27 protein-coding genes and 1 tRNA gene are annotated in these 24335 nt (G+C 65.1%); 13 read left to right on the forward strand and 15 right to left on the reverse strand.

The window, feature by feature from the left end; all coding sequences use genetic code 11:
- Positions 1 to 78: 78 nt before the first annotated feature.
- From JDO7802_RS15835 to JDO7802_RS15865, 7 genes are all read right to left on the reverse strand, one after another.
- Complete coding sequence (locus tag JDO7802_RS15835; RefSeq protein ID WP_055086897.1) at positions 79 to 2133, reverse strand: OmpA family protein; 2055 nt, start codon at positions 2131 to 2133, stop codon at positions 79 to 81.
- Between the two features lie 76 nt (positions 2134 to 2209).
- Complete coding sequence (locus tag JDO7802_RS15840; RefSeq protein ID WP_055086898.1) at positions 2210 to 2695, reverse strand: DUF1203 domain-containing protein; 486 nt, start codon at positions 2693 to 2695, stop codon at positions 2210 to 2212.
- 70 nt (positions 2696 to 2765) lie between these two features.
- A complete protein-coding gene (locus JDO7802_RS15845; protein WP_055086899.1) occupies positions 2766 to 3998 on the reverse strand; it encodes a vWA domain-containing protein in 1233 nt (410 codons plus the stop codon).
- Entirely contained in the window at positions 3991 to 4527 is a 537-nt protein-coding gene (locus tag JDO7802_RS15850; protein WP_055086900.1) for a hypothetical protein, read from the reverse strand. The genes JDO7802_RS15845 and JDO7802_RS15850 overlap by 8 nt, the downstream gene beginning before the upstream one ends.
- Positions 4524 to 5402, reverse strand: coding sequence for an AAA family ATPase (locus JDO7802_RS15855; protein ID WP_055086901.1), 879 nt, complete (start codon positions 5400 to 5402; stop codon positions 4524 to 4526). The genes JDO7802_RS15850 and JDO7802_RS15855 overlap by 4 nt, the downstream gene beginning before the upstream one ends.
- Positions 5403 to 5498: 96 nt before the next feature.
- Positions 5499 to 6077: a YceI family protein gene (locus JDO7802_RS15860; RefSeq protein ID WP_055086902.1), complete on the reverse strand. Its 579-nt coding sequence runs from the start codon at positions 6075 to 6077 to the stop codon at positions 5499 to 5501.
- 123 nt (positions 6078 to 6200) lie between these two features.
- The gene (locus JDO7802_RS15865) at positions 6201 to 6824 is read right to left on the reverse strand and encodes a DNA-3-methyladenine glycosylase I (protein ID WP_055086903.1); all 624 of its coding nucleotides are present in this window, start codon (positions 6822 to 6824) and stop codon (positions 6201 to 6203) included.
- 109 nt (positions 6825 to 6933) lie between these two features.
- Here JDO7802_RS15865 and JDO7802_RS15870 point away from each other — a divergent pair, with 109 nt between their 5' ends.
- The 6 genes from JDO7802_RS15870 to JDO7802_RS15895 all read left to right on the forward strand — a co-directional run bounded on the left by JDO7802_RS15870 (position 6934) and on the right by JDO7802_RS15895 (position 12290).
- Positions 6934 to 7425: a PRC-barrel domain-containing protein gene (locus JDO7802_RS15870; RefSeq protein ID WP_245624208.1), complete on the forward strand. Its 492-nt coding sequence runs from the start codon at positions 6934 to 6936 to the stop codon at positions 7423 to 7425.
- 221 nt (positions 7426 to 7646) lie between these two features.
- Positions 7647 to 8000, forward strand: coding sequence for a 30S ribosomal protein S6 (gene rpsF, locus JDO7802_RS15875; RefSeq protein ID WP_055086905.1), 354 nt, complete (start codon positions 7647 to 7649; stop codon positions 7998 to 8000).
- An 11-nt stretch (positions 8001 to 8011) separates the two neighbouring features.
- Positions 8012 to 8239: a 30S ribosomal protein S18 gene (rpsR, locus tag JDO7802_RS15880; RefSeq protein ID WP_055086906.1), complete on the forward strand. Its 228-nt coding sequence runs from the start codon at positions 8012 to 8014 to the stop codon at positions 8237 to 8239.
- Between the two features lie 12 nt (positions 8240 to 8251).
- The gene (gene rplI / locus JDO7802_RS15885; RefSeq protein ID WP_055086907.1) at positions 8252 to 8884 is read left to right on the forward strand and encodes a 50S ribosomal protein L9; all 633 of its coding nucleotides are present in this window, start codon (positions 8252 to 8254) and stop codon (positions 8882 to 8884) included.
- Between the two features lie 156 nt (positions 8885 to 9040).
- On the forward strand, positions 9041 to 11005 hold the full coding sequence (locus tag JDO7802_RS15890; protein ID WP_055086908.1) for a bifunctional 2',3'-cyclic-nucleotide 2'-phosphodiesterase/3'-nucleotidase: 1965 nt from the start codon (positions 9041 to 9043) through the stop codon (positions 11003 to 11005).
- Positions 11006 to 11108: 103 nt separating this feature from the next.
- A complete protein-coding gene (locus tag JDO7802_RS15895) occupies positions 11109 to 12290 on the forward strand; it encodes a PQQ-dependent sugar dehydrogenase (protein WP_055086909.1) in 1182 nt (393 codons plus the stop codon).
- Between the two features lie 180 nt (positions 12291 to 12470).
- Here JDO7802_RS15895 and tig read toward each other — a convergent pair whose 3' ends face one another.
- The 4 genes from tig to JDO7802_RS15915 form a co-directional block, all read right to left on the reverse strand.
- Positions 12471 to 13799, reverse strand: coding sequence for a trigger factor (gene tig / locus JDO7802_RS15900; protein ID WP_055086910.1), 1329 nt, complete (start codon positions 13797 to 13799; stop codon positions 12471 to 12473).
- A gap of 162 nt (positions 13800 to 13961) precedes the next feature.
- The gene (locus tag JDO7802_RS15905; protein WP_055087292.1) at positions 13962 to 14459 is read right to left on the reverse strand and encodes a MarR family winged helix-turn-helix transcriptional regulator; all 498 of its coding nucleotides are present in this window, start codon (positions 14457 to 14459) and stop codon (positions 13962 to 13964) included.
- 88 nt (positions 14460 to 14547) lie between these two features.
- Positions 14548 to 14820 carry an FAD assembly factor SdhE gene (locus JDO7802_RS15910; protein ID WP_055086911.1) on the reverse strand — a complete coding sequence of 91 codons (273 nt, stop codon included), beginning with the start codon at positions 14818 to 14820 and terminating at the stop codon, positions 14548 to 14550.
- Complete coding sequence (locus tag JDO7802_RS15915) at positions 14817 to 15194, reverse strand: helix-turn-helix domain-containing protein (protein WP_055086912.1); 378 nt, start codon at positions 15192 to 15194, stop codon at positions 14817 to 14819. The genes JDO7802_RS15910 and JDO7802_RS15915 overlap by 4 nt, the downstream gene beginning before the upstream one ends.
- 76 nt (positions 15195 to 15270) lie before the next feature.
- Between JDO7802_RS15915 and JDO7802_RS15920 the strand changes: the two genes are divergently transcribed.
- From JDO7802_RS15920 to JDO7802_RS15940, 5 genes are all read left to right on the forward strand, one after another.
- Positions 15271 to 16473: a pyridoxal phosphate-dependent aminotransferase gene (locus JDO7802_RS15920; RefSeq protein WP_055086913.1), complete on the forward strand. Its 1203-nt coding sequence runs from the start codon at positions 15271 to 15273 to the stop codon at positions 16471 to 16473.
- 8 nt (positions 16474 to 16481) lie between these two features.
- Complete coding sequence (locus JDO7802_RS15925) at positions 16482 to 17030, forward strand: EF-hand domain-containing protein (RefSeq protein ID WP_144430640.1); 549 nt, start codon at positions 16482 to 16484, stop codon at positions 17028 to 17030.
- Positions 17027 to 17425 carry a hypothetical protein gene (locus JDO7802_RS15930; protein ID WP_055086915.1) on the forward strand — a complete coding sequence of 133 codons (399 nt, stop codon included), beginning with the start codon at positions 17027 to 17029 and terminating at the stop codon, positions 17423 to 17425. The genes JDO7802_RS15925 and JDO7802_RS15930 overlap by 4 nt, the downstream gene beginning before the upstream one ends.
- An 80-nt stretch (positions 17426 to 17505) precedes the next feature.
- Positions 17506 to 18288, forward strand: a complete 783-nt coding sequence (gene xth / locus JDO7802_RS15935; RefSeq protein WP_055086916.1) for an exodeoxyribonuclease III — start codon at positions 17506 to 17508, stop codon at positions 18286 to 18288.
- Positions 18289 to 18326: 38 nt separating this feature from the next.
- Entirely contained in the window at positions 18327 to 19370 is a 1044-nt protein-coding gene (locus JDO7802_RS15940) for an aldo/keto reductase (RefSeq protein ID WP_055086917.1), read from the forward strand.
- Positions 19371 to 19391: 21 nt separating this feature from the next.
- Here JDO7802_RS15940 and JDO7802_RS15945 read toward each other — a convergent pair whose 3' ends face one another.
- From JDO7802_RS15945 to JDO7802_RS15955, 3 genes are all read right to left on the reverse strand, one after another.
- Positions 19392 to 19844, reverse strand: a complete 453-nt coding sequence (locus JDO7802_RS15945; RefSeq protein WP_055086918.1) for a DUF1499 domain-containing protein — start codon at positions 19842 to 19844, stop codon at positions 19392 to 19394.
- A gap of 39 nt (positions 19845 to 19883) precedes the next feature.
- Entirely contained in the window at positions 19884 to 21077 is a 1194-nt protein-coding gene (locus JDO7802_RS15950) for a glycerate kinase type-2 family protein (protein WP_055086919.1), read from the reverse strand.
- A gap of 107 nt (positions 21078 to 21184) precedes the next feature.
- Positions 21185 to 21269: transfer RNA gene (locus JDO7802_RS15955), tRNA-Leu, on the reverse strand.
- 134 nt (positions 21270 to 21403) lie between these two features.
- Here JDO7802_RS15955 and JDO7802_RS15960 point away from each other — a divergent pair.
- Both JDO7802_RS15960 and JDO7802_RS15965 read left to right on the forward strand, forming a co-directional pair.
- A complete protein-coding gene (locus JDO7802_RS15960; protein ID WP_055086920.1) occupies positions 21404 to 21919 on the forward strand; it encodes a Hint domain-containing protein in 516 nt (171 codons plus the stop codon).
- A 218-nt stretch (positions 21920 to 22137) separates the two neighbouring features.
- Positions 22138 to 22635, forward strand: coding sequence for a Hint domain-containing protein (locus JDO7802_RS15965; RefSeq protein WP_055086921.1), 498 nt, complete (start codon positions 22138 to 22140; stop codon positions 22633 to 22635).
- Here the strand turns inward: JDO7802_RS15965 and JDO7802_RS15970 are convergent.
- Positions 22632 to 24215: a bifunctional ADP-dependent NAD(P)H-hydrate dehydratase/NAD(P)H-hydrate epimerase gene (locus JDO7802_RS15970; RefSeq protein ID WP_055086922.1), complete on the reverse strand. Its 1584-nt coding sequence runs from the start codon at positions 24213 to 24215 to the stop codon at positions 22632 to 22634. The genes JDO7802_RS15965 and JDO7802_RS15970 overlap by 4 nt on opposite strands.
- Positions 24216 to 24335 lie beyond the last annotated feature (120 nt).

Here is a 24335-nt window from a genome sequence, read left to right on the forward strand (position 1 = left end):
AACTGAAATCTCATTGCACCTTAAACGCAACGGCCCGCCCCCGGAAAGGGACGGGCCGATCATGGCGATGGACAGGGATCAGTTGGCTGCGGCGGTCTGCAACAATCCGGTGATCTGGCGGACGGTCGCGCGACGGTTGGCCCGCTCATCCTCCTGCGTCTGCACCTTCAGGAACGATTCGCCGTAACCCTGGACGACCATGTTTTCGACCGGAACGTTGAAGTATTCGTTCAGCGCCAGGGCCAGGCTTTCGGCGCGCCGGTCCGACAGGGCCAGGTTGTAAGCCGCATCGCCGACGGCGTCGGTATGACCTTCGACCAGGAAAACCTCACGCGGGTTGGCGCGGATCGATGCCAGCACTTCATTAGCTAGTCCGCGCAGGTTCTGGGCCTGTTCGGGCGCGATGGCCGCCGACCCGGACGCGAATGTCACGGTGCTGACGTCGAACGCCGGGGCCAATGCGCGGACCTCCGCGATGTTGCGGACCTGTGCCAGGCTGAACCGACGGTCCAGCTGCTCCTGCTGGCGCAGCGCTGCGGCCAGGGGATCATCCCGATCCGCGGCGCGTGTTGACACCACAGGCTCGGGCAAGGTGGCGACGTCGACGGGCTCCACTTCGGCCGTATCGTCGATCAACAGATAGCGGGTGCCGTCTTCGGCGATCAATTCACGCCGCAGGACCCGCAGCGATGCATCGCGGATCGTCACGACGCGGCTTCCATCCTCCCGCAAAACGGTCTGGCGGGTGGATCCGTCGTCGAACCGCTCGGTGCGGACGTTCGATCCGGCCTGACGCATCAGCACGCCGTCGTCCTTGAGGACGCGCAGACTGCCGTCATCCTGCTGGACGACCACGCGGTCACCCGAGTTCGACACGACGCGGGACCGGTTGTTCTGGTTCACCAGAACGGCCCCGACGGCCAGCGCGCCCAAGGCCCCCAGCAGGATCTTGTCGTTGCGGTCAAAGCGGTCCTCCCGCTCGGTCACGACGGCGCGCGTCTCGAAATCTTCGTCCGAGGTGCGGACGTCTTCGGCCGCGACGACCGATTCCTCGACCTGCGCATCCTCGGACGCGTCGTCACCGGCGGCCACAGCGGCGGACACGGCATCCGACGCTCCGCCGCCACCCAAAAGCGCGCCCAGGGCGGCTTCGGCCTGACTGACGGCGGTCTGCTCTTCCTCGGACAGTTCCGGCTCGGGGCGGGTGGCAACCTCGTCGGCGATGGCGCTTTCGGTCTGCGTTTCGACCAACGGGGTTTCATCGGCAGCGGGGGCTTCGGCCTCGGCGGTCTCCTCGACCTCGGGCGCTTGCGTCGCGTCTTCGCTTTCGGCCGCCAGGGTTTCAATGATGTCGCCTTCGGGCGCTTCGACTTCGGCTTCCGCGTCGGCGGCCGTATCTGTCTCGGTCTCAACCTCTTCGGTCTCTACCTCAGCCTCCGCTTCGGTTTCCACCTCGGTCTCGGTTTCAGTCTCAGCTTCCTGTTCGGCTTCGGCAGCTTCCGTTTCCGCCGCCGCTTCGGCTGCGGCCTGTTCGGCTGCTTCGGCTTCCGCGTCTGCCGCCGCCTCGGCGTCCGCTGCGGCTTGCTCGGCAGCTTCGGCTTCGGCTGCCGCTTGCGCTTCGGCCTCCGCTTCTGCCTGTGCGGCGGCTTCCGCGTCTGCGGCGGCCTGTTCCGCAGCTGCCGCTTCGGCATCCGCTGCGGCTTGTTCCGCGGCCTCGGCGTCCGCTGCCGCCTGCGCTGCGGCGTCTGCCTCTGCCTGGGCCGCAGCTTCGGCATCGGCGGCTGCCTGTTCCGCAGCCGCGGCTTCGGCTTCCGCGGCAGCTTGTGCCGCTGCGTCGGCTTCGGCCTGGGCCGCCGCTTCGGCGTCGGCGTTCGCAGCATCGGAATCGGCGTTTGTAGCTTCTTCAGTCGGCTCTTCGGCAGCCGCGTCCGGCGTGGCGGCATCGGTCGCGCGCTCGGCGACGCAGTTGGACAACCCGTCGACGTCCGCCCCGAATTCGGCGGTGCATTGGGCCAGGATCTCCTCGGACGTCTGCGCCATGACTGGAAGGGTCAGGCCGGGAACCAGCATGGAAACGCTGGCGGCAAGGGCGATGGCGCGGTTGCGCTTGGAAGACTGGGGGCGGCGGGGCATGAAAGCCTCCTGTTGGTGGGCGTGATGTTCCGAACGAAACGCCAAGCCGACCCCGCAGTTCCAATGCGTCCCGCTGTTATCGGATATCACGCGCCGTTTCGACGTCGCGCCACGCCCGCGTCAGGAAGCAATTGTTTCGGGCCGAACGGACATCGACATAGGCCAGCGCCGGATCGGCCAGTCTGGTCCCAACCTCCTCCATCAGATCGGCTGACGCTACGACGGCCCCCGTGCCGTAGCGTATACGGTCGTCGGCGGTGTATCCCTTGATCAGATAGTCCGGCGATGTCGTCAGGATCGGCGGAAGCCCCGCGTCCGCCCAGGGCACACAGGCCGCCTCGCACAGGAAGATCGGGCCCGTTTCGGCATAGGGCTGAAGCGTCGCGAAGGGCCGCGCGGCGCAGATCAGATAGGGATCATCGGCGGGCACGTCACGCAGGCAGGACCGGCACGGGACCCCGGTGCCATCGCTGATTGCGCGGTCGGCCGGTTGGCCATTGGCGTCGGGGCCGCCCGCACGGATATGAGCGACGAAAGTGGGGTCGAGAGGGACGAATTGCATTGTCGGATCCTTTGTTGTCGATCCGTCCAGATGGCAAGAATCGCGCGCCGGCGGCGACCCGGAAGATGCGCTATCGGCGCAGTCGGTCCAGGGCCCCGACATCGTCGGGACGGGAGAGCGCGTCGGCCAACCCCTCCAACGCGGCGATCGAATGGCCCGCGCGCAAGCTGTCGACATGGGGCAACAGCGCCCGGATGCCGGCGGCCTTGGGGGCGAAACCATCGAACCGCAGCAGCGGGTTCAACCAGATCACCCGCCGCGCCGACAGATGCAGGCGGCGCGCCTCGAAGGCCAGCCGGTCCGCGTCGCCCCGGTCCAGCCCGTCAGTGACCAGCAGGACGATGGCCCCCTGCCCCAGAACACGGCGCGACCAGTCGCGGTTGAAGGCGTGAAGCGCATCGCCGATCCGCGTGCCCCCCTCCCAATCCTGCGCCTCGGCACCGGCGGCGGCCAGTGCCGCATCGACGTCTCGGGTCGCCAGGTGCCGGCTGATGTTCGTCAGCCGTGTGCCGAAGGTGAAACCGTGCACCTCGGCCCAGCCCTGTCCCTGCCGATTGGCGACGGCGTGTAGGAAATGCAGCAGAGCGCGCGAATAGGAGGACATGGAGCCGGAGATATCGCAAAGCGCCACCAGGTTCGGCCAACGGATGCGGGGTTTGGCGTACTTGAGTGCCTTGATCTCTCCGTGGCGCAGGGCCGCGCGCAGGGTGGCGCGCCGGTCGATCCGCCCGGCGGGGGCGGCCTGCGTTCGCCGGCTGACCAACGGCGCGACCGGCAGGCGCAGACGGGCCAGCATCCGCTTCGCCACTGCCATTTCGGCGACGGACATCTGCTCGAAATCGAGGGTCCGCAGGGTTTCCGTCGCGCTGGCCGTGGCCGCCGCGTCCAGCTGCAACTCCTCCGCAGCCGCCTCCTCGTCCTTGGGGATCTGCTCCGGCTGATCCAGCAGCGCTTCGGCCGCGCGTTTCTCGGCCGGCTTCGGCCCCCGCTCTTCCTGCACGCCGCGCACCGTGGGGGTCAGCATCGCCATCATGTGTTCGAGATAGCGCGGGTCGCGCCAGTAAAGGCGGAAGAGTTGCGCGAAGGTCGCGCGATGTTCGGGCCGCTGCACGAAGACGGCCTGCAGCGCGTGGAAGAAATCGGCCCGGTCGGTGAAACCGGCGGCGGCCACCGCACGGGTCGCAAGGATCAGGCGGTCCGGACTGGCGGGCACCCCCGCGCGGCGGAGGGCCTGGGCGAAATGCGCGATGTTTGCCGCCAGTTGCGGGGCGTCAGGCAGGTCGAGGGGGGGATGTTCAGGCATGAAGCAAACCTTCGATCCGTTTCGCTGCCTGCGCCGCGCTCAGCGTCGTGACGTCGATTGTCCGTGCGCCGGGCAGATGCAGCAGCGCATGACGCGTGCGCAGGTCGTCGAGGGTTGCCGTATCCGTCAGTTTATAGCCATCGTGCCGGGCGGGGTCGGACAAGCGCCTGCGGTTCTCGGCCAGTTCGATCTGAAGGACGAAAGCCATCAGAGCCGCGCGCCTGCGCCGCACCAGTCGAAGCGTCGGCTCGACAAGACTGCTGTGTCGATCGGTCTGTGCGAGAGCGTCCGTCAGGATCAACGGCACATCCGCCGGCAATGAGAGAGCCGCATCATACAGCATCCGGCGAAGATCGTCGCGCAAGGTCGCACGCTCGGGTGTTCCACGCGCGAACAGCGCGCTCGCAGGGTCGAGAATAAGATGATTGTCCAGCAGGCGGCCCCCGATCCTGTCCCGCAGAAGCCGTGCAATCGCCCGCTTTCCACTCCCCGGCCAGCCGCAGATGTGAATCACGGGCGCAGATGTCACGCCACCTCCGCCCGCACCTCGTCCAGGATGCGCTTGGCCTCCGACCCCTGCAGCTTCTGGATGTCGTCCTGATACTTGAGCAGCGCGCCCAGCGTATCGGCGATGACCGCGGGCGACAGCTCCAGTATATCCAGCGCCAGCAGGCATTTGGCCCAGTCGATCGTCTCGGCGACGCCGGGTTTCTTAAACAGATCCTCGGTGCGCAAGGCTTGGACGAAAGCGACGACTTCGGTCGACAGTGCAGTCGAGGCTTCGGGCGCGCGGGCCGACAGGATCTCCATCTCCCGGTCGTGGGTAGGATAATCGACCCAGTGATAGAGACAGCGGCGCTTGAGCGCGTCATGCACCTCTCGCGTGCGGTTCGACGTCAGGATCACGATCGGCGGCGCGGGTGCGGTAACGGTGCCGGTTTCGGGAATGGTGACCTGGAAGTCCGACAATGCCTCCAGAAGGAAGGCCTCGAACGGCGCGTCGGTGCGGTCGATCTCGTCGATCAGCAGGACTGGGGCGCCACCGGGTTGGGCGCGCATCGCCTCCAGCAACGGGCGCGCAATCAGGAAGTCGTCGGAGAACAGATCAGGCGGCTCCGCCCCCGTCGCTTCGGCCCGCCGGATCGCCATCATCTGCGCGGCGAAGTTCCATTCGTAAACGGCAGAGGCCGCATCCAGCCCTTCGTAGCATTGCAGCCGGATCAGGCGACGCCCCAAGGCGGCCGCGATGGCCTTGGCGATCTCGGTCTTGCCCGTCCCCGCTTCGCCTTCCAGGAAAAGCGGGCGGCCCAGGGTCAGGGAAAGATACGTCACGGTGGCAAGCGCGCGCCCGCAGACGTAATTCTGTTCGGCCAGCGCGGCCTGCACGTCATCGATGGATTTCATCCGCGCATGGGGCACGGTCGCACGGGCCGGGTCAAGGCGGCGTGTCGGTTCGCCGATGGTCTGGCCGGGGAACGCGGTGCCCCCCGGCCGATGGGATCAGGCGTCGGCCTTGCCCGCTTCGATCGAGATAATCACCTCGACCTCGTCTGACACGAAGGGCGCGAAGGCCCCGGCGTCGAAATCGGACCGCAGGATCGTCGTGGTGGCGTCGAAGCCAAGCCACGGCTTTTGCTGCTGCGGGTGGTCACCGACCTGATTGAGCGTCGCGTCGAGGACGATTTCCTGCGTCACGCCACCCAGGGTCAGGTCGCCGGTGATCTTGGCAGTGTCTTCGCCCGTCACTTCGATTCCGGTAGAGACGAAACGAACGGTGTCGTTCGTGGAGGCGTCGAGAAAGTCCTCGGAGGAGAAATGCTTGTCACGCTCTTCCCAGCCGGTGAACATCTCGGCCGCGGGAATGGAGACGTCGACCGACGAGGCGGCGGGGTCTTCCGCGTCCCATTCGATCGTGCCTTCCCAGCCCGAGAACATCCCAAACGTCGTCGAGAAGCCAAGGTGGGTGTAGCTGAAGAGCGTCTGCGCGTGGCTGGAGTCGACCTGATAGGTTTCGGTGTCGGCGAATGCGGGCGCGGTGGCGACCAGAAGGGCGGCGGCGGCAAGTGTCGTGCGGACCATGATGGACCTCCGTTTAGGGGCAGTTGATTGGTAACGCAGTCTGGTTCATCGCGGGCCGATGCGGAACAGGCGGATGTTCAACAGGTTGTGTGCGGCGGCGCACCGCCGTTCGATGCCGGAACGTCAGCCCGGCGGGGTGAAGGCGCTCCGGTCCCGGAGGCATTGGGGGCGGAAGTCACAGCCTTCGAAATGATCATTCACGACACCCAGCCCCTGGAAGATGCCGTAGCACACGGTCGGGCCGACCCATTTGAAGCCACGTTTCTTCATCGCCTTCGCCATTGCGGTGGAGGACGCATTGACCGGATTGTCCCGCAGCCAGTCGAGCGTCATGCGCTTGGGGCGCTCGGACGGGGCGGGTTCAAACGACCAGAGGAAAGCGGGCAAACCGCCCTCGTCGCGCATCGCGCGCGCCGCCTGGGCATTGTGGACGCAGGCGCGCAGCTTCGCCGGATTGCGAATGACGCCGGCCGTGGTCATCAGCCGGTCGATCGCGTCATCGTCGAACCGCGCCACCCGGTCCAGATCGAACCCGTGAAAGGCGTCGCGCAGCACCCTGCGCTTGCCCAGCACCATGTGAAACGACAGGCCCGCCGCCAGTGTTTCGAGGCAGAGCTTCTCGAAGATCCATGTCTCGTCCGCCGACGGACGGCCGAATTCGGTGTCGTGATAAACACGGAACACGGGGTCATGCGCGCGGTATCCGCAGCGGGTCTTGCCGTCGTCGCAAAGGACCAGTTCATCCATCGTCACATCCTGACACGTTCCGTTGGGGAAAGCCTGCCGACACCGCGAAAATTTCTTCAGATTGCGGAACAAGGTGCGGCAATCGGTGTTGAATGGACACAACCTGCAAATGAAAGGACATTACATGTTCCGCATGATTTCCACGACCGCCCTGGCCCTCGCACTGGCCGGCCCCGCCTTCGCCGACGCGCACGCCGCCAACCCCTCGATGGCCGAGATGACCGACGAGGAAAGCGCACAGCTGATCCGCACACGCGACATCACCGGCGGCCCGATCTACTCCGTCTCCGAAGGCTACGAAGAAGAGAGCTGGATGGGCGACGATGTCGAGTCCGCCTACAGCAACGATACCATGGGTTATGGTAACGACCTGCGCCAGATCGGTGAAATCGAAGACATCATTCTCGACCGTTCGGGCCAAATGATCGGCATCGTGGCCGAGGTCGGTGGCTTCCTCGACATCGGTGACAAGCATGTGATGCTGCGCGTCGACGACGTCCGCCTCGTGCCGGTCGACGACGCGACCTACAGCTTCGTCACCCGCATGAGCGAAGAGCAGCTCGAAGAGATGCCCTCGGTCAACGAAGGCTGGTGGAACTGATCACCGCCATTTCGACCAAGTAACTTTTTAACGAGTTTCGGGGGGCCTTCGTGGCCCCCTTTTTCGTGCGTCCGCCCCGGCTGGCGTTCGGGGTTGCGCCCCTGCCCCATATCGCTATACCCCGCCCATCCCGCCATGCACTTTTACCGCGTGGTCTCTCGTGTCCGGGGGGCGGGTAAGACCCGGACTGTGAAACGCGCGACGACAAAACAGGAGTTCGCATGCCGCTCTACGAGCATGTCATGATTTCGCGGCAGGATCTGTCCACCGCGCAGGCCGAAGGCCTTGTGGAACACTTCAGCACCGTCCTCGCGGACAACGGCGGCACCGTCGTCGAGAGCGAGTACTGGGGCGTGAAGACCATGGCCTACAAGATCAACAAGAACCGCAAGGGCCACTATGCCTTCCTGCGCACCGACGCCCCGTCGGACGCCGTGCAGGAAATGGAGCGCCTGTGCCGCCTGCATGACGACGTCATGCGCGTGTTGACCGTCAAGGTGAACGCGCACGAGGAAGGCCCCTCGGTTCAGATGCAGAAACGCGACGAGCGCCCCGAGCGCCGCGAACGTCGATAGGAGCGGATATCATGGCTACCAAACCTTTCTTCCGTCGTCGCAAGTCCGATCCGTTCGAGGGCCCCAACGCCCCCAAGATCGACTACAAGGACACCCGTCTTCTTCAGCGCTACATTTCCGAGCGCGGCAAGATCGTCCCGTCCCGCATCACGGCCGTGTCGGCCAAGAACCAGCGTCAGCTCGCCCGTGCGATCAAACGTGCCCGGTTCCTGGCGCTGCTGCCCTACGCCGTCAAATAAGGAGACTTCGACATGCAAGTGATCCTTCTGGAACGCGTGGCCAAGCTGGGCCAGATGGGCGACGTCGTCGACGTCAAGCCCGGCTTCGCACGCAACTTCCTGCTGCCGCAGGGCAAGGCGCTTTCGGCGTCCGACGCCAACGTGAAGGCGTTCGAGGGCCGCAAGGCCCAGTTGGAAGCGACGAACCTCGAATCCCGCAAGGAAGCCGAGGCCGCAGGCGGCAAGCTGGCGGGCGAACAGTTCGTCATCATCCGCTCCGCCTCCGACTCCGGTCTGCTCTACGGCTCCGTCACCACCCGTGACGCCGCCGACGTGGCGACCGAGAATGGCTTCAGCGTCGCGCGCGGGCAGGTCATCCTGCAAGCGCCGATCAAGGAGCTGGGCATCCACCCGGTCACGGTGCGCCTGCACCCCGAAGTGGAAGTCGAGATCGAGCTGAACGTCGCACGTTCGAACGAAGAAGCGGAGCTTCAGGCCGCGGGCAAGTCCATTCAGGAACTGGCTGCAGAAGAAGAAGCCGCTGCCGAGTTCGAGATCAGCGAATTGTTCGACGACATCGGATCCGCCGCCGAAGACTTCGGCGACGACGAAGCCGCCCCCGTCGCGACGCCCGAAGGCGACGACGACGCGGAGCAGCCTGCCTGATCGGCAGCACATCCCGCACAGGATTTGGGCCGCACCTTCGGGGGCGGCCCTTTTTCGTTGCGAGGCCCGTGATCCCTACGCGCGGCGACAGGGGTTCTTCCCCATTTGGCCTATTGCGGTCTAGGCTGACCCGGCACCCAAACCCGGAGATCCGACATGCCCCTGACACGCCGCCGCTTCCTTTCGACCACCGTGATCGCCGGTGCGGGCCTGGTCATCGTGCATCCGTTCGCCGCCCGCGCGCAGGCGAATCAGGCGCATCTTCGCATCGCGGAGACGACGGACATGCACGTGCATGTCTGGCCATATGATTACTACGGCGACCGGGAGGTCGACACCGTGGGCCTGGCCCGCACCGCCAGCCTGATCGAACAGGTCCGGGCCGAGGCGGGCAACAGCCTTGTCCTCGACAACGGTGACTTCCTTCAGGGCAATCCGATGGGCGACTACATGGCCTATGAGCGCGGGCTCAAGGAGGGCGACCTCCATCCCATCATCGCGGCGATGAACACTGTCGGCTTCGACGCAGCCACCTTGGGCAATCACGAATTCAACTATGGCCTCGATTTCCTGATGAAGGCGCTGGCCGGGGCGCAGTTCCCCATGGTGCTGGCCAACGTCGCCACGACCGCAGGGGCCACGCCCACCGCCGATACGACGTTGATCCCGCCCTACGTCATCATCGACCGGGATCTGGTGGACGGTGCCGGCGAGACGTATCCCATCAAGATCGGCATCATCGGATTCACCCCGCCGCAGATCATGACCTGGGACCGCCGTCATCTGGAAGGCAACGTGACCGCCCGCGATATCCTTGCGACCGCCGAAGCCTACGTCCCCCAGATGAAGGAGGAAGGCGCCGACATCATCATCGCGCTGTCCCATTCGGGCATCGGACCGGCCCAGCCCGAGGAAATGATGGAGAACGCCAGCGTTCCGTTGGCCGCAATTCCGGGCATCGACGTCGTGCTGACCGGACACCATCACCGCGAATTCCCCGGCGAAGCCTATGCCGGCATCGAAGGCGTGGATGCGGTGGCCGGCACGATCCACGGCAAGCCCGCCGTCATGCCCGGTTTCTGGGGCAGTCACATGGGCCTGATCGACCTGATGCTGGAACGCGACGGCGGGGAATGGCGCGTCGCCGCGTCCACCTCCGAGCTGCGCCCCATCGCCGTCCGGGACGAAGATCGCAACTGGGTCCCGCAGGTGGAAAGCGACATCGGCGTTCTAGGCACGACGCAACTGGCCCACGACGAGACGTTGGCCTATGTGCGCCGCGCCGTCGGCAAGACCGACGCGCCGCTGCATTCCTATTTCGCGCTGGTCGCCGACGACCCGTCGGTGCAGATCGTATCGATCGCGCAGAAATGGTATGTCGAGCAACTGCTTGCGGGCACCGAATACGAAGGCTTGCCCATCCTGTCCGCCGCCGCCCCTTTCAAGGCGGGCGGCCGGGGCGGGGCGGAATATTATACTGACGTCCCGGCAGGCGACGTGGCGATCCGCAATGTCGCCGACCTCTATCTCTACCCGAACACGGTGCGCGCGGTGAAAGTGACCGGGCAGCAGGTGAAGGACTGGCTGGAACGCTCCGCCGGCATGTTCAACCAGGTGGAGGCGGGGGCAGCGGACGCGCCGCTCTTGAACCCCGACTTCCCCAGCTACAACTTCGATGTCATCGATGGCGTGTCGTACCGTATCGATCTGTCCCAACCCGCCCGGTTCGACAGCGAAGGCGCGGTTACGAACCCGGACGCGAACCGCATCGTCGATCTGACGTACGATGGCGCGCCGCTGGACCCCACTGCGGAGTTCGTGATCGCGACCAACAACTACCGGGCGTCGGGCGGCGGCGCGTTTCCGGGCGCGGACGGCTCGACCATCATTCTGGAGGCGCCGGACACCAACCGCGATGTCATCGTCCGCTATATTGTGGAACAGGGCACGATCAGCCCGTCGGCCGATGGAAACTGGTCCTTTGCGCCGATGGACGGCACCACCGTTTTGTTCGAGACGGGGCCAGCGGGCACAGGATATGCGCAAGGCGTGCCGGGCGTGTCGCTGGAGGAAGTGGGCATGACCGACGAGGGTTTTGCGCAATTCCGCATCGCGCTCTGACGACGAACGGATCCCGGGGGGGTGCCCCCCGGACGCGCGCGTGACGTGACAGGTGCGCGGGCCGCTCTAAGTATCGGTCATCTGCAAACATCGGAGATCTCACATGCGCGCCCTGCCCCTCATCCTGTCCCTCTTGCCCGCCGCCGCCACGGCGCAAGGCTTCGAATACGGACCGCGGAACACCGACTTCCCGCCCGTTTTCCCCGAACAGACCCGCGCGCCGCTGACGACCAGCGACGTCGTGCTAGACATGAAGGTTCTGGCGGACGGGTTGAACCACCCCTGGGGCATCGCAACCTTGCCCGACGACGCGGGGTGGCTGGTGACCGAACGCGCCGGTCAATTGCGGCACCTGTCGCCCGACGGCACCCTGTCGGAGGCGATTTCTGGTGTACCGGAGGTTTTGCCGCAGGGTCAGGGCGGCTTGCTCGATGTGACGCTGGCCCCCGACTTCGCCGAAAGCGGCACCGTCTTGATCACCTATGCCAAGCCCGTCCCGGGCGGCAGTGCGACGGCGGCGGCGCGCGGTGTGCTGTCCGATGATATGACCACCCTGTCGGATGTGACCGACATCTTCGTTCAGGACCCGCCCTCGCCAACGGCCAAGCACTACGGCAGCCGCATCTTGCAACTGGCCGACGGCACATGGGCCATCACGTCGGGGGAGCATTCCTCGGACGAGGAGCGGCCTTATGCGCAGGATCTCGACAAGACCTACGGCAAGGTGATCCGCGTCAATCTCGACGGGTCCGTGCCCCAGGACAATCCTTTCGTCGATCAGGATGGGGCCGTCGACACGATCTGGTCCTATGGTCACCGCAACATTCAGGGCGCGGCCGTGGATGCGGACGGTACGCTCTGGACGATCGAGCATGGGCCGAAGGGCGGCGATGAACTGAACGCGCCGGAGGCCGGGCTGAATTACGGCTGGCCGGTAATTTCCTACGGCAAGCGATATTCGGGCGGCGAGATCGGGTCGGGCGACGCCGTCCAGGACGGGATGGAGCAGCCGACGTACTTCTGGGATCCCGTGATCGCGCCCGGTGGCATGGCCTTCCATTCCGGCGCGGCATTCAGCGATTGGAATGGCGACGCGTTGATCGCGTCACTGAACCCCGGCGGCGTGGTGCGCCTGTCGCTGGAGGATGGTGTGGTCGTCGAAGAAGAGCGGATGCTGATGGACCTTGGCCGGGTCCGCGATGTCGAAATCCTGCCAGACGGATCCTTCATCGTCTTGACGGACAGGGACGATGGCCAGGTCATTCATGTGACACCGGGAACCTGACCCGATTGGGAAACGGGTCCCACGACCGTTCCGAACACCGTTCGCCGCCCGCCGGCGGCGACATCCCGACGTACAGATCCCCGGCGGACATGCCGGGGATTTTCGATGCGCAACACATCTAGCGACCCATGAAAAAGGGCGGCCCCGAAAGGCCGCCCCATGATCGCCATACGAATGCGATCAGACTTCTTCGAGCTTCTCGACTTCGGCCTGCAGATCTTCCTTGCTGACCGATTTTTCAGTGACTTCGGCACGATCCAGGATCAGGTCGATGACCTTGTCTTCGAACAGCGGCGCACGCAGCTGCTGCTGGGCCTGCTGGTTCTGCTGGATGAATTGGAAAAACTCACGCTCTTGGCCAGGATACTGGCGGGCCTGGGTCATGATCGCCTGCGTCATCTCGGCGTCGGAGACTTCGACTTTCTCCTTCTGACCCAGTTCGGCCAGCAGCAGCCCAAGGCGGACGCGACGGGCGGCCAGTTTATTGTGCTCTTCGGTCGGCTCGACCTTCTCGTGGTCGTGACCCTGCACCTCCGGATGCTCTTCGTGCCAAAGCTGATGCGCGATCTGCTGCGCTTCGGCCTCCACCAGGCTGGGCGGCAGGTCGAACGTCACCAGACCGTCCAGCTGATCAAGAAGCTGACGCTTCACGATCTGGCGCGCAGCCCCGTCGTATTCGGAAACCAGACGCTCCTTGATCTGACCCTTCAGCGCATCAAGGCTCTCGGCCCCGAACTGCTTGGCCATATCGTCGTCGATCTTGGCTTCACCCGGCTTCTTCACTTCCTTGATCTTGCACTCGAAGATCGCGGCCTTACCGGCCAGGTGCTCGGCCTGATAATCCTCGGGGAAGGACACTTCGACGTTCTTTTCCTCGTCTGCCTTCACGCCGACCAGTTGATCCTCGAAGCCGGGAATGAACGAGTTGGATCCCAGCACCAGCGGGTAATCCTCGGCGGCGCCGCCCTCGAACGGCTCGCCATCGACTTTGCCCAGGAAATCGAAGACGACCTGGTCGCCATTTGCGGCCTTGCCCTTCTTGGTAACGAAGACCTGCGCGTTCTTGGCCAGCCCTTCCAAGGCTTCCTGAATGTCGGCCTCGGCCGGCTCGACCGTCAGCTTTTCGATCTTCACGCCAGAAAAATCGACGTCCGGCACGGTCGGCAGGGCTTCATAGGTGACGGCGACGACGACATCATCGCCCTCTTTCCAGCCGTCCTGGTTCTGCATCTCGATCGCGGGCTGCATGGCCGGACGGTCGCCGGTTTCCTCGAAGTGCTTGCCTAGGGCACCGTCGATGCTTTCCTGCATCGATTCGCCCAGCAGGCGCTGACCGAACTGCTTTTTGAGCAGGGCCATGGGGACCTTGCCCTTGCGGAAACCCTTCATCTCGACCTCGGGCTGCGCTTCGACCAGCTTGCGGTTCACCGTCGCATCGAGATCGGCGGCGGGGACCGTGATGGTATAGCCGCGCTTAAGGCCTTCGTTCAGGGTCTCGGTCACCTGCATGGGATCGTCCTTCCGTGTCCGCCCGGAGCCTGCGCGCCGCGGCATATGCAAAATGCCCCGCCACGGGGGGCGGGGTGAAATCGAGCCTGTCTCTATGTGCCGACGGCATGGGGTGCAAGCCGAAACCGGGGCCGCGCACGCCGGGTGCGCGGACTGCCAGGATCAGTAGATATAGCGGATCTGATCGGTCCAGTACCGCTCCACCCGGCGCAGGGTGCCCACGATCTCCACCAGACCCGCATCGGACAACACACCGGTGTGCCGAATGCCGTCCGCATGACGCAGGAACAGCGCCTCGACCGCGTCGCGCACGTCCCGTCCCTTTTCCGTCAGACGGACACGGACGGCGCGGCGGTCGATCTCGCAGCGTTGGTGGTGCATGTACCCCATCTCGACCAGTTTCTTGAGGTTATAGCTGACGTTGGAGCCTTGGTAGTACCCGCGGCTTTTCAACTCCCCGGCCGTCACCTCATTGTCGGAGATGTTGAACAAAAGCAGGCCCTGAACCGCGTTGATCTCAAGGATGCCGACGCGTTCGAATTCATCCTTGATGACATCGAGCAGAAGGCGGTGAAGCCGTTCTACCAAGGTCAGCGCATCGAGGTAGCCGGACATGAAATCCGGCTGCTGGCGGGGTTTGAAGTTCTCAAGTCGGCTCATTTCGGCAGATCCCGTGGCAGTCATCGTTGCTCCGTACCTGACGCCAAAGCCTTAGGATTTCGTTAAAATGCCTCAAATCCGCCGCGATTTAGCCGCGAATGCCCGCCGCGCGTTCGCCCAGCACTGCGATCAACGGCGCAAAGCGGGGTGGCGGGGCCTGCTGACCGGTGACCCAAGCATACAGATCGTGGTCATTCTCGCCCAGCATCGCCTCGAACAGGGCCAGGTCCGCCGCGTCCATGTCGGGCAGCCGTTCGTCGGCATATCCCCCAAGGATCAGGTCCATTTCCTTGATACCCCGCCGCCAGGCCCTGATCTTCAGACGCTTGCGGCGCGCCTCGTCTGCGGACAATGCGGTCATGCGACGTCCTCCAGCTGAGCGCGCAAACGCCCCTCCAACATACGCAGCCGGTCGGCCATGCGCGCGGCGTCGCGACGCAGACGCTCCACTTCGGCCAACAGATCGCCCTCGGGCTCCGCAGAGGTCAGCGTCGGCCCGTCGCCCGTGCCCGTCATCAGCCACATCAGCGACACGTTCGTCAGGCCCGCCAGGATGGAGATGCGGTTGGCGCGCGGCTCCGACCGGTCGTCTTCCCAGGCGCGGATGGTCTTGGGCTTCACGCCCAGCCGCCGCGCCAGTTCTTCCACGTCGAGGCCCGCGATTTCGCGCGCGCCGGTCAGGCGGTCGCCGAAAGTCGTGGCGGCGGGGTCGAACCATTCGGTATCGTCGGGCATCGCAGGCGCTCCTTGATTGCGGATGTTTCGCAACCTAGGAAGTCAGCGACCAGAAGCAAACCCGGAGACCGACCCAATGGCGTTCCTGTCCGACACACTCGCCCGCGTGAAACCTTCGCCCACGATCGCCGTGACGAACAAGGCGCGCGAATTGAAGGCCGCCGGGCGCGATGTCATCGGCCTGGGCGCCGGAGAGCCGGACTTCGACACGCCGCAGAATATCAAGGACGCGGGTGCGCGCGCCATCGCCGAGGGGCACACGAAATACACCGCCGTCGACGGCATCCCCGAGCTGAAGGACGCCATCTGCGCCAAATTCAAGCGCGACAATGGACTGGATTACACCCCGTCGCAGGTCACCATTGGGTCGGGCGGCAAGCAGGTGCTCTACAATGCCTTCGTCGCCACGCTGAACGCCGGCGACGAAGTCATCATTCCCGCCCCCTACTGGGTCAGCTATCCGGACATGGTCCTGCTGGCCGGGGGGGAGCCGGTGATCGTCGAAGCCGGGATCGAGACGAATTTCAAGATGACGGCCGAGGCGTTGGAGGCGGCGATCACGCCCAAGACGAAATGGCTGATCTTCAACTCCCCTTCGAACCCGACCGGCGCGGCCTATTCGGCATCGGAGCTCAAGGATTTGACGGATGTGCTGATGCGCCATCCCCACGTCTGGATCCTGACCGATGATATGTACGAACACCTGGTCTTCGACAATTTCGTCTTCGCCACCCCCGCGCAGGTGGAGCCTGGCCTGTACGACCGGACGCTGACGATGAACGGCGTTTCCAAGGCCTATTCCATGACCGGCTGGCGTATCGGCTATGCCGCCGGGCCGGAGCATCTGATCGCAGCCATGCGCAAGGTGCAGTCGCAGTCGACGTCCAACCCCTGCTCCATCTCGCAATACGCGGCCGTCGAGGCGCTGAACGGCACGCAGGCGTTCATCCGGCCCAACCAGAAACTGTTCAAGGGCCGCCGCGATCTGGTCGTAGACGGCCTTAACGCCTGCCCCGGTATCACCTGCCCCAAGCCCGAAGGCGCGTTCTACGTCTATCCGTCGATCGCCGGCTGCATCGGCAAGACGAGCAAGGGCGGGGTCGAGATCACGGACGACGAGACCTTCGCCTCCGCCCTGCTGGAGGAAGAGGGCGTGGCCGTCGTGTTCGGCGCGGCCTTCGGCCTGAGCCCGCATTTCCGGGTTTCCTACGCCACGTCGGACGAGGCGCTGACCGAAGCCTGCGCGCGGATCAAGCGGTTCTGCGAGGGGTTGGTGTGAACGCTGTCTTGACCGCTCTCGTCGTGTCTGTCGGCACCGTAGCGGTGGCGCAGGTCGCGGTACCAGCGGAAGATGCGTTGGTCACCGACAGAATGGCGCGTGTCATCGAGTACTCCCGCGACCTCGACCATATGCAGGCTCGGTTCTTTGATCCATTCCTCCAATTGTCCGCATCATCTGCGGGGATCGAAATCGCATCCATTCCAAAGCTGATCCAAGCTGATCGCGCCAGAAAACTTGCCACCTGGATGACAGGTTACGCTGCACTCGACCTGGATTGGAACGGTAGCCTTACGCGGGAAGAGATCGCCCGCCGGCACAGGTCGGACGATGAAGAAACAGACGCGCAGATGGCGACCCTGGATGATGACGGTGACGGTTCCGTGAGCCTTGACGAATTGCACGACGCAGCCGCCACCGGGGTTATCCTGACCGGCGAAGACCTCATCACCGATCTCGCCCATTGGGATCTTGATGGTAACGGCTTCGTTTCGCGCCCGGAATTTCGTGCGGTCGTCGATGCGGAACTGACAAGACAGAACGAGGCAAGCCGATGAACGGCGGCCTCCCCCCGTACTACTTTCGCGTCAAGGACAACGGCGCGCTGGTGTTTCGGGTGGATTCGGAGAACCGGCAACGGCGGCTGGAACTCGATCAGATCGCGACGATCAACATCAACAACGGACAGGTGAAGCCCCAAGGCGATACCGTTCTGACAGATGAGGATCAGGCCGCGATCGACGCCTGGAAATCCGCGCGCGAAACGGAATTGACCGCCCGCGACATCGACGACATTCGGCGCACCGTCGACCACCTGAACCTGACGGCCCACTGGGTTCAATCGAAGGCTACGGACGCGCAACTGGACGATGTGACCGACCGGCTGTTGCTGGCGATGCACGACCTGCGGACGGTCCTGGTCAAGAAACGGGCCGACAAGCTGCTGGGCTGATTACCGGCCTTCGGACGGCCGCCCCCGTGACACCCCCCTGCGCCTGTCCTACACCCGCCCCAACACCGGAGGCCCGCCCCATGAAAATCGCCACGTTCAACGTCAACGGGATCAAGGCCCGGTACGAAACCGTGTCCGCCTGGCTGCGGGACGACGCACCCGATGTCGCCGTCCTGCAGGAGATCAAGTCGATGGACGAGGCGTTCCCCCGCGAAGTGGCGGAAGATGCGGGGTACGAATTGCACACCCACGGGCAGAAAGGGTTCAACGGCGTCGCCCTTCTGTCGAAGACCCCGCTGGAGGACGTGACCCGCGGCCTGCCCGGAGACGACGAAGACGAACAGGCGCGGTATATCGAAGGTACGGTGATCGGCGAACAGGGCGCGGTCCGAATCTGCGGGCTCTACCTGCCCAACGGCAATCCGGCGCCCGGGCCGAAATACGATTACAAACTGGATTGGATGGCGCGGCTGGAAGCGCGGGCGCGTGTTTTGCTGGCCGAGGAAACGCCGTTCCTGATGACCGGAGATTTCAACGTCATCCCCGACGCGCGCGACGCCGCAAACCCCAAGGTCTGGGAGACGGATGCGCTGGGCCTGCCGCAGACGCGGGCGGCATGGCGACGTCTCCTCAACCTTGGCCTGACCGAGGCCTTCCGCACCCGCACGCAAGGGGCGGGTCATTATTCGTTCTGGGATTATCAGGCCGGTGCCTGGAATCGGAACGACGGCATCCGCATCGACCATTTCCTGCTGTCGCCCGCCGTGGCCGACCGGATGACCGATTGCACCATCCAGTCCGACATGCGCGGGCGCGATAAGCCAAGCGACCACGTGCCCGTCTGGCTCGACCTCGACATCTGACATCATTTCCACGTTCCCAACCGAAAGGACCGCATCCCATGCGCAATGTTCCCCTCGGCCGTCACGACACCATCTCCGAAATCATGCTGGGCACGATGACTTTCGGCACCCAGACCGCCGAAGCGGACGCCCACACCCAGATGGACATGGCCGCAGACGCCGGCGTCACATGGCTGGACACGGCCGAGATGTATCCGGTGAACCCGGTCCGCGCCGAAACGGTCGGCCTGACCGAGGAGATCGTCGGCAACTGGATCGCATCGGGCAATGCAGGTCGGTTGCGCGTGGCTACGAAACATTCGGGTGAAGGATCGCACGCGCGTGGCGGCGACCCGATCACGAGCGAAAGCATCCCCAAGGCCATCGAAGGATCGTTGAAGCGTCTGAAGTCCGAGACGATCGACCTCTATCAATTTCACTGGCCCAACCGTGGCAGCTTCCAGTTTCGCAAGTACTGGCAGTTCAGGCCGCAGGGCACGCGCGACGTCATCCTGCAGGACATGGCCGACTGCATGGGCGCATTGGAGCAGGAGGTGGAGCGGGGCACGATCCGGTCGTTCGGTCTGTCGAACGAAGGCACTTGGGGCATGGACCAATGGCTGATGCTGGCGTCGGACGAAGACGGCGGCGACGGCCCCGCCCGCCCCGTCGCCATCCAGAACGAATATTCCGTGTTGTTCCGGCTGGCCGACACCGACCTGACCGAGATGATGACCTACGAAGACGTCACGATGCTGGCTTTCTCCCCACTCGCCACCGGAATGATCACCGGCAAGTACCAGAACGGCGCGGTGCCCGACGGGTCGCGCAAGTCGATCAACGACGGTCTGGGCGGGCGGTGGTCGCCGCGTGTCGAAACCACGGTCGACGCCTATCTGAAGCTGGCCGCCGAACACGGGATCGACCCGGTGCATATGGCGCTTGCGTGGTTGCAGACCCGGCCCTTCGCCTGTTCCGCCATTCTGGGCGCGACGACGACGGCGCAGTTGGAACACGGGCTCAAGGCGCAGGATATGGTTCTCTCGGACGAATTGGTAAGCGCGATCGACGACCTGAACCGGGCGCATCCCCTGCCGTATTGATCGGGCCGGGTCGCGCGTCGCTCACAGGTCGAGCGCCGCAAGCCAACGCTCGACCCGCGCCTTGTTCACACCAAGGTCCGCTTGGCCATAGCGCGACCGGCTGTAGATCGACAGGCGCGCGCCGCCGTCGTCGGGCACGGCGGACACTGAAATCGCGTCCGGGTACCCCATCAGCCTTGTGCGTTGCACGTAAGTCACCAAACCTTCTGCCGGCGATCCGGCCAGACGGGTCACCCCCGCTTCGGCCATGGCGACCGCGTCGAGGCGATTCAGGACCGCTTCGGGCGTGCCGGGCAAGACGATGGCGGGCCGGTCCCCGCCGTCCGCCACCAGATAATCGTTGGGCTTGCCCGTGCGCGTGGCCGTGGTCGGATCGAGGTGCCACGCCTCCGCTTCCATCGGTGCAAGTCGGATATAGCCCAGACCGGCGACCACGACGCCAGCGGTGACCACGAAGAGTGTCGTTTTAATCATACCGTTTGACATAGCACCGACACCGGCGCTGTCACCTGCTTACCCGACGAACAGGATCTGAAGGTCGGCGACATTCGTGCCAGTCGCCCCCGTCATCAAAAGGTCGCCCGTCGCAGCCAGCACCCGGTAGCTGTCGTTGTCTGCAAGTGCCGCCGCCACATCCATCTCCGCCGCCCCAGCCCGCGTCAGCGTTCCGTCGTCGACCAACGCCCCTGCCGCGTCCGTCGGCCCGTCGCGTCCGTCGGTGCCGCCCGACAGAAACGCCCAGGGCCGATCGAAATCGCGCAGCGCGACGGCGACGCGCAGCGCCAGTTCCTGATTGCGCCCCCCGCGACCCTGCCCCCTTAAAACCACCGTCGTCTCTCCACCCCAGAGCGTCAGGCCCGGTCCTGCTGCCACCCGCGCGGCCACACGGGCCGCTGCCTGCGCCACGTCCCCCTCCAGCGGAATTGGGTCGAGCGTGGCGTCGGGGGCCGCGGTCCGCATGGCTTCGGCCGACAGGCGGTTGGATCCGATCACGCGCGTCGCAACCGCTGGCGTCGGGCTGACGCGGGCCGATGACAGGGCCACGCGACAGCTTTCGGGCAGCCGCCCCCACAGACCCGATTGCCGCAACAGATCGCGCGCGTCCGCCGCCGTGCCGAGCGGCGGCACCGTCGGGCCCGAGGCGATGGCCCCCAGATCGTCACCGACCACATCAGACAGGATCAGCGCCTCCATCGTCGCGGGCGCGCAGGCCCTTGCCAGCCCACCCCCCTTCAACCGGCTGAGATTCTGGCGCACCAGGTTCATCGCCTTGATGTCGAGCCCCGCTGCCAGCAGCAGACGCGAGACTTCGGCCTTATCCTCCAGCGTAACACCATCAACAGGCGCGACGGCCAGGGCAGACCCGCCGCCTGAAATCAGGGCAAGGCAATGCTGCCCCGCGCCCAACGCAGTCACAGCCGCCAGCACCGCCTCGCCCGCCCGCGCGCTGCCCGCGTCGGGCACGGGGTGTCCGCCGATAAGAACGCGCGCACCGGCAATTTCGGTGGCGTTTTCAGGATTCGTGACGATCAGGCAGTCGGTGCCGGGAAACCGGACCAGCGCGGCCCGTGCCATCGCCCCCGCAGCCTTGCCGATCGCCACGATCAGGTCGGGTGTCTGCGCGTCCGTCGTTGCCGCCCGGACGGCCGCCGCCGGGTCGGCCCGCGCCACGCCCGCCCTGAAGATCTCGATCATCTTGTCGCGCATCTTGCCGCCCCCTACCCGACATGGGGCCGGAACCGCGCCAAAGGTCAAGCGACCGGCCCTTCAATAGCCCGGAATGCGCCGTGTACGCGCCTGAAAGAGCGGGAAAGTGGTGCGGGTGAAGGGACTCGAACCCCCACGCCTTGCGGCGCCAGAACCTAAATCTGGTGCGTCTACCAGTTCCGCCACACCCGCACGGGATGCGCTTAACACTCCGCAAATCGACTGGAAAGAGCCTAGAAGAGTCCCGCTTCTTGCCCAGATCGTGCCCCAATTGGAGCGCATGGATGGATTAATAACACCGAAAATCGCCAGACAGGATCACTGCCATGACCGTCCAACTTCGCCAGAATGCCGAAAATCTGACCGCCAGCTCTACCGCGCAGGCCGTCGACGTCAAAAGTGGTATCAAGGGCGGCATCGCACGCGGCACCTTCATCCTGACGGCCAAGGGCGAAGTTGCGGTCGAACACCTGGTCGCGGGCGATCGTATCATCACCCGGGAGCGTGGCATGTCCTCCCTTTCCGCAGTTACCCAAATTGTCGCTCCCGCCTGTTCGGTGCGCACCGACAGCCTTGGTCTCGGTCGGCCCGAGCGTGACACGACCGTCGCTTGCGACCAGCACGTCATCGTGCGCGATTGGCGCGCCGAGGCATTGTTCGACTGCGTCGCCGCCCTCGTCCCCGCCCGTCGCCTGGCCGATGGCAAACAGATCGCCGCCTTTGGCGAGGCCGATTTCTTCCGCCTGGATTTCGGGACCCCTTTGACCGTTTATGCCAACGGGTTGGAAACACCAACGGGCCGCACCGAGTCCGGCGTTGTCGAGATCATCGAAGCCGACTGATCTGGCGCGCGAACAACGCGGCCTAAACCCGACCGCTCAAGACTACGGCCCGGATGCTGACGCGTCCGGGTTTTTTTCGTGTCGCAATTGTGGCCGTTAACGGGATTGCAACACTTTGCTGCAAGCGTTTGGGAAAGGGCGTGGAATTCTGCTGCGCCCCGCATCGGGGGTGCCCTAGGCTGATGGCAGAACAAGCGAACAATCGCGCGAGCAGTCATATGACGGTATTCACTCCTTCCCCGCCGCCCCTGGGCGTGCCGGTTCTGGCCGACCGCACCCTGCGCCACGCCCTGCCCGCCGGCAGCCGCGTTCTGACCGCAAGCGGTGAGATGCAGGTCGAAGCCATTGATCCCGGTACGCGCATCATCACCCGCGATCACGGCATGACCACCGTGCGCGACGTAATCCGTATGAATGTGGCCCCCGGCACCCCGATGATCCGCATCCCGGCGAATGCTATGGGCCGGGGCAAACCGGAACGCGACGTGACCCTGCCCTGCGATCAGCCGGTGGTGCTGCGCGACTGGCGGGCGAAGACGATCTTCAGGGCCCGCGAGGCGCGCGTCGCGGCGCAGCGCCTGATCGACGGGTCGGTCATTCGCAGCGTCACGTCCAACGGCGGGTCCGTCTGGTGCATCGTCCTCGATCGACCTTCCGCTCTCTATGTCGATGGGCTGGAGTTGGTGTCGGGCGCGCTGAGCGCAGTGCGGACCTAGCGCTCCAGCGCGGCCAAAACCTGCGGTAGCATCTCGGGCAGGTCCTCCGCGATCAGGCCCGGTCCGAAGGCGCGCGCCGCCTCGACATGCAGCCAGGCCGCGGAGGATGCGGCGTCGAGCGGGGACAGACCCCGCGCCAGCAATCCGGCGATGATCCCGGCCAGCACGTCCCCCGCCCCCGCCGTCGCAAGCCAAGGGGCCGCGCGGTCATAGACGGCGGCGTTGATCCGGGCGTTGCCCTTTTCATCGGCGATGACGGTGTCCATTCCCTTGAAGAGCACCGTGCAGCCCGCGCGGTCGGCGGCGTCGCGGGTGGCATCGACCTTGGAATAAGCCGGGCCTTCCATGGCGGGCACGTTCAGCCGTTCCGCGATGTCGGGAAACAGGCTCGCGAATTCTCCGCCGTGCGGGGTCAGAACGCAGTCGTGATGAAGCATGGCGAAGGGGTCGTCCCGTTCGGCAAGGATCGTCAGGGCATCGGCATCGAGGGCAATGTGCCTCCGCGCGGAGAGCGCCGCATCGATCAAATCCCCCGCTCGGTCCGACAGCCCCATTCCCGGCCCGAGACAGAGGGCATTGATGCGATCGTCTTCCAGCAAATCCGCCAGCGCCGCCGCATCGTCGCACCGCCGCAGCATGACCGCCGTCAACTGCACCGCACATTCCATCATTGCGGGTCCGGGGGCCACGCAGGTCACCAGGCCCGCACCGATCCGCAGCGCCCCGCGCGCGGCCAGACGCGCGGCCCCGGTCAGCCCCATGCCGCCGGTCAGGACAATCGCGTGGCCGTGGTCGTACTTGTGGCCGGACGCCTTGGCGACGCCTTCGAAGGGACCGCAAACGAGACGTGCCGTCTCCACGTCGGTCGCGCCGCCGTTTAAACCGATATCGACGACGCGCAGCCTTCCGCAGTCGGCCGGAGCGTCGCCGAGATAGTGACCGATCTTCGGCGCGTGAAAGGCAAGTGTCAGGTCAATCGCAAGCGCGGCCGCGGGCGACACGGTCGGAAAGGCAAGCCGGTCCTCGGGCGGGTCGGCGCATGGAATACGTCGGCCGGACTCGGCTGACAAACCGGATGGAATGTCCAAGGCGACGACTCTCGTTCCTTGCGTGAAGGTCCACGCGTATTGTTTCACCGCATCGCACAACTCCCAGGAGAGCGTTCGGGAAAGACCGGTCCCGAAGATGGCGTCGATGGTAAGGTCAGGAACATACCCTCGCCCGTCCATATCTCTGCCGGTCAGCGTCTGCACCTCCCCCACCTCCCGCCACCGCTCGTAATTCACCCGCGCGTCCGGCGGCAGCTTTTCCGCGTCGCCGTACAGGAACACCTCCACATCCCAACCCCTGCCCACCAGCACCCGCGCCACGACGAATCCATCACCGCCGTTGTTGCCCGGCCCGCACAGCACCACCGCCCGGCCGGGCGCGGCGGCAAGATCTGGCCATTCGTCCAGGATCGCGTCCACTGCGCCCGTGCCAGCACGTTCCATCAACTCCAGCCCCGTGACGACCCCGCTGTCGATAGCGGCCTGTTCCAGGGCGCGCATCTGGGCGGCGGTCAGCAGCAGATTATCCATGATTTCCGTTTCGCCTAATTATTGATCTCTGCGCCCGAAATTCAGGCTACTCGCCGCGATTCAAGTGGCGGGATCTGGTTGAAGACAGCCTATGCAATTGTCCGTCCCCGTCCAGACTGC

Origin of the sequence: Jannaschia donghaensis (genome assembly GCF_001403795.1) — a bacterium.
Classification (GTDB): domain Bacteria; phylum Pseudomonadota; class Alphaproteobacteria; order Rhodobacterales; family Rhodobacteraceae; genus Jannaschia; species Jannaschia donghaensis.